Annotated in this window: 5 protein-coding genes and 1 rRNA gene; 3 read left to right on the top strand and 3 right to left on the bottom strand. The window is 36.8% G+C overall.

Features of this window, described 5'->3' with window-relative positions; genetic code table 11:
- Window positions 1-75, bottom strand: a 16S ribosomal RNA gene (locus AC1DJR_RS17340); the annotation flags it as partial.
- Window positions 76-627: 552 nt separating this feature from the next.
- Here AC1DJR_RS17340 and AC1DJR_RS17335 point away from each other — a divergent pair.
- Entirely contained in the window at window positions 628-1,311 is a 684-nt protein-coding gene (locus AC1DJR_RS17335) for an MgtC/SapB family protein (protein ID WP_002034530.1), read from the top strand.
- A gap of 95 nt (window positions 1,312-1,406) precedes the next feature.
- Entirely contained in the window at window positions 1,407-2,402 is a 996-nt protein-coding gene (locus AC1DJR_RS17330; protein ID WP_002191049.1) for a potassium channel family protein, read from the top strand.
- On the opposite strand, the gene AC1DJR_RS17325 is transcribed toward AC1DJR_RS17330, so the two are convergent.
- Together AC1DJR_RS17325 and AC1DJR_RS17320 are read right to left on the bottom strand one after the other, a co-directional pair.
- Window positions 2,389-2,802, bottom strand: a complete 414-nt coding sequence (locus AC1DJR_RS17325; protein ID WP_002131278.1) for a YugN-like family protein — start codon at window positions 2,800-2,802, stop codon at window positions 2,389-2,391. The two genes, AC1DJR_RS17330 and AC1DJR_RS17325, sit on opposite strands and share 14 nt — an antisense overlap.
- A 108-nt stretch (window positions 2,803-2,910) precedes the next feature.
- A complete protein-coding gene (locus tag AC1DJR_RS17320) occupies window positions 2,911-4,263 on the bottom strand; it encodes a glucose-6-phosphate isomerase (protein WP_002015845.1) in 1,353 nt (450 codons plus the stop codon).
- Window positions 4,264-4,546: 283 nt separating this feature from the next.
- Between AC1DJR_RS17320 and AC1DJR_RS17315 the strand changes: the two genes are divergently transcribed.
- Window positions 4,547-4,780, top strand: coding sequence for a DUF378 domain-containing protein (locus AC1DJR_RS17315; RefSeq protein WP_002034535.1), 234 nt, complete (start codon window positions 4,547-4,549; stop codon window positions 4,778-4,780).
- Window positions 4,781-4,898: the final 118 nt, after the last annotated feature.

The raw sequence follows: 4,898 nt of genomic DNA, 5'->3' as shown, positions 1-4,898 counted from the left end.
ATCCATTCGCTCGACTTGCATGTATTAGGCACGCCGCCAGCGTTCATCCTGAGCCAGGATCAAACTCTCCAATAAAGTTAGTTTGTCTAGCATCTAAAAATAAAAATTGACGTTCACGTTGTTTGTTTCGTTCAGTTTTCAAAGAACTTATCTGCCGCTTCAGAAGCGACTTCATCATATTAACATCTTCATTTTTCGATGTCAACTATGTTTTTCAATTTCTTTTTTGTCGTTTTCTGCGTTTCTGCATCAGCGACGTTTATTAATATATCATGTGGAAAAATGAAATGCAACACCTTTTGAAAACTTTTTTAAAACCAACTACACTTCTTTTTTAATATCATATACTTAAACGAAACATCTCTTTCATTTCTAAGTAATTCCTACATATATTCTATAGAAAGTCACTCTGTCAAAAAACGTTTCTTTCTATATAAAGTGAAACTTTAATCAGTGTGGGGTGTTCATCCCCCACTGATTATTAGCCTTCACCAATCGGGCATTTACGGGCAGTCGTCCCCCACCTAACTTTCTCGCATTCGGCGGATTTTGAGGCGGGGCTTACTGCCCGCAAATAGTGGGATAAACGTTTTATTCATATACCATATCATACAAGGAGGAATATACATGGACTACACCGACTTATTAATAAAACTAGGTCTCTCGGCTATTTTAGGATTCGCTATCGGTTTAGAGCGCGAATTAAAACGTAAACCACTCGGCTTAAAAACGTGTTTAGTTATTTCTATTATTAGTTGCCTCCTAACCATTGTTTCTATTAAAGCAGCTTACAACTTACCACATACCGATCATATGAATATGGATCCACTTCGACTTGCCGCTCAAATTGTATCAGGAATTGGTTTTTTAGGTGCCGGTGTAATTTTACGCAGAGGAAACGATAGTATTGCGGGGTTAACGACCGCCGCTATGATTTGGGGTGCTTCTGGCATCGGCATTGCCGTTGGAGCTGGTTTCTATATCGAGGCTATTTTCGGAATGTGTTTCCTTATGATTAGTGTAGAACTTATACCATTAGCGATGAAATACGTCGGTCCTAGATCATTTCGCCAACGTGATATCGCAGTGAAACTCGTTGTACGAAATATGGACAATATCCCGACCGTAATTGAAGAAATAAAAGAAATGGATATAAAAGTTAAGAACATGAAGCTCAAAACATTGGAAAATGGTTCGCACTATTTACATTTAAAATTGTCTATCGATCAAAAAAGACATACTGCTGATGTTTATTATGCTCTTCAGCATCTTGAAAGTGTTCAACAAACTGAAGTTGAAAGTATGTATTAATTATGAAATGAACTCTCTTTTTAATTAGAGAGTTTTTCTTTTTTCTATAATGGTAACAATGAATGTAGTCCTGAAAAGTAAGGAGGAATAGGAACTTGAAATCCCGTCCGAATTTAGTAGATACATTTCGTGATTCCATTATTTTTCGTTTAATTTGCTTTATTATTGTACTTACTGCCTTCTCCGGCTTTCTTATACATATATTAGAGCCATCTCACTTCACCACATGGTTCGACGGGGTTTGGTGGTCAATCGTTACCATTTTCACCGTTGGATACGGCGATTTCGCCCCCCATACAACGATAGGAAAACTTATTGGTATATGTATTATTTTATTAGGAACGGGATTTTGTTCTTATTATATGGTTCTATTCGCTACCGACATGATTAATAAACAATATATGAGAATTAAAGGTGAAGCAGCTGCTACCTCTAATGGTCATATGATTATTGTTGGCTGGAATGAGCGTGCAAAACATGTTGTAAAACAAATGCACATATTACAACCGAACCTTGATATCGTTTTAATTGATGAAACACTTTCTTTACTTCCAAAGCCATTTCATCATTTAGAATTTATAAAAGGTTGTCCGCATCACGATCAAACTTTATTAAAAGCTAACATTACAACAGCTCACACTATATTAATAACAGCGGATAAAGAGAAGAACGAAAGCTTAGCAGATACACAGTCCATTTTAAATATTTTAACTGCAAAAGGACTTAATCCAAACATTCACTGCATCGCTGAACTTCTTACTTCTGAACAAATCCAAAATGCAACGAGAGCTGGCGTATCAGAAATTATAGAAGGAAATAAATTAACGAGCTATGTATTTACCGCTTCTCTTTTATTCCCTTCCATTTCAGGTGTACTATTCTCACTTTACGATGAAATCTCTGATAACAAATTACAACTGATGGAGATTCCCCCGTCCTGCACCGGACAATCCTTTGCAAATTGTAGCTATACTCTTTTAAAGCAAAACATTCTCTTACTAGGTGTAAAGCGCGACGAACAATATATGATCAATCCAGTTCATTCTTTCATTCTCATCGAAAGCGACATACTCATCGTTATTCACCATTAAAAAAATGATTTTCTAGTTCTTGTACCAATACTTTACCAATATTGACATACTTTCTTTTCACATCTCCATCTGGATCTTGCGGCTCCGCAAATTGATCCAATCCACTCGTTCCAGCTGTTAAAGCATTAACATTATCATCTAGTTCGTCTTGATATACATGCGAAAGAATATACGGTGTTTCAAGACGGACTATTACACCAGGCACATCTAGTTCCCCATCCACCGCTGTAAATGGTACGCGTAAAAATTGATACCCTTCTTCTTCGTCTATTTTATAATCAAAGCATCCTTTATCATAATCCCAATTGCCGCCAATACTATATCCAAGTGGTTTCATAACCTCTTCTAACTTATATAACGCATATGTACATCCTTCTAATTTTGATTGAATCGGAATCAAGCCCATCCCTCCTAGACTTTTCCTTTAGCATACCCATTCTAGTTTGAATATACCGATGTACCTTTCAATAAAATAAWAAAAAGCGACCGGAGACCCGATCGCTTTTCATTATTTTAAACGCTCTTCTAATTCTGCTTTTAATTCTTCAAATCCTGGTTTACCAAGTAAAGCAAACATGTTTTTCTTGTATGCTTCTACTCCTGGTTGGTCAAATGGATTTACGCCTAATAGGTAGCCGCTCATCGCACATGCTTTTTCGAAGAAGTATACAAGGTAACCGAATGTGTACTCATTTAATTCAGGGATGTTTACGATTAAGTTTGGTACTCCGCCATCGCTATGTGCAAGTAATGTACCTTCGTATGCTTTTGTGTTTACGAAGTCTATCGTTTCACCAGCAAGGTAGTTTAATCCATCTAAATCGTTGTCGTCTAATTCGATTTTTAGTTCGTGTGTAGATTTACCTACTTTAAGAACTGTTTCGAATAGGTCACGACGACCTTCTTGAATGTATTGACCTAATGAGTGTAAGTCAGTTGAGAAGTTTGCTGAGGATGGGAAAATACCTTTTTGATCTTTTCCTTCACTTTCACCAAATAACTGTTTCCACCACTCAGAGAAGTAGTGAAGTGCTGGCTCATAGTTAACAAGCATTTCAATTGTTTTCCCTTTATTATATAGAGCATTACGAACTACTGCGTATTGGTAAGCTGGGTTTTCTTCAAGTTCTGATTTCGCGAAATCATTATGACCAGCAGCTGCACCTTTCATCATCTCTTCAATGTTTAGGCCACTTACAGCGATTGGCAATAAACCTACTGGTGTTAATACAGAGAAACGACCGCCAACATCATCTGGAATAACGAACGTTTCGTAGCCTTCATTATCAGATAATGTTTTTAAAGCACCGCGCGCTTTATCTGTAGTCGCATAAATACGTTTGCGTGCTTCTTCTTTTCCATACTTTTCTTCTAATAATTTACGGAAAATACGGAATGCGATTGCAGGCTCTGTTGTTGTACCTGATTTGGAAATAACGTTAATAGAAAAGTCTTTACCTTCTAGTACGTCCATTAAATCTTTCATGTAAGTGGAGCTAATGTTTTGTCCAACAAATAGCACTTGTGGAGTTTTACGTTGTTCTTTAGAAAGCGTGTTATAGAAAGAATGGTTTAACATTTCAATTGCTGCGCGTGCTCCTAGGTAAGAACCACCAATACCTACAACAAGTAAAATGTCAGAGTCATTTTTAATTTTTTCTGCGCATTTTTGAATGCGAGCGAATTCTTCTTTGTCATATTGAAGCGGAAGCTCTACCCACCCAAGGAAATCGTTCCCAGCTCCAGTTTTTTCGTGGATTGCATGATGTGTTACTTTTACTGCATCACGTAAATAAGTTAGTTCATTTTCACCGATGAAGGATAACGCTTTAGAATAGTCGAACGTTACATGTGTACTCATCTTTTTCCCTCCAATTATGTATATGTATTTCTGTATTCACTTTAGCGAAACTAAAGTTGTAAATCAAGCGATTCAACAATTGTAAACGTAACCATTATTTATTTTTTAGAAAAAGTTCATTTTTTGCATAAAAATTCGAATTTTTCGGTATAGATGTATATACATCGTTTTTCGTACATTTTTCATGTATAAAAACAACAAAACTATACCATTCTATAAAGGAGTTAAATTTTCTTATTAACTCCTTGCTTGCTCACGCTTCACATTAAGGGGGGGACTTTTCATGAGTACCTTGCAACGTATCGCATTAGTCTTCACTGTAATCGGCGCTGTTAACTGGGGACTGATCGGGTTCTTCCAGTTTGACTTAGTAGCGGCTATTTTCGGGGGACAGAACTCAGCTCTTGCACGTATTATTTACGGCATCGTTGGTATTTCTGGGCTTATCAATCTCGGCTTACTATTTAAACCATCCGAGAATCTTGGTACTCACCCAGAAACACATGAAATTCAATAGTCAGTATGTCTTTTTCGCCTCCGACATACGAATATGATTGCATGCAATCATATTTGCAAATATATATATCATAAGTCACAGTAAAAGAGGAACGCTCATATGCGTTCCTCTTTTACTT

It is taken from the genome of Bacillus sp. 05T31 (assembly GCF_056396725.1).
Note: the sequence above shows the minus strand (reverse complement) of the source record. Positions and strands in the feature narration are given on the sequence as shown.

What these genes read in the sequence shown, in the direction of transcription:
- AC1DJR_RS17320 (WP_002015845.1), bottom strand. Translation starts at nt 4,263, where the DNA reads ATGAGTACACATGTAACGTTCGACTATTCTAAAGCGTTATCCTTCATC.
- AC1DJR_RS17335 (WP_002034530.1), top strand. Translation starts at nt 628, where the DNA reads ATGGACTACACCGACTTATTAATAAAACTAGGTCTCTCGGCTATTTTA.
- AC1DJR_RS17315 (WP_002034535.1), top strand. Translation starts at nt 4,547, where the DNA reads ATGAGTACCTTGCAACGTATCGCATTAGTCTTCACTGTAATCGGCGCT.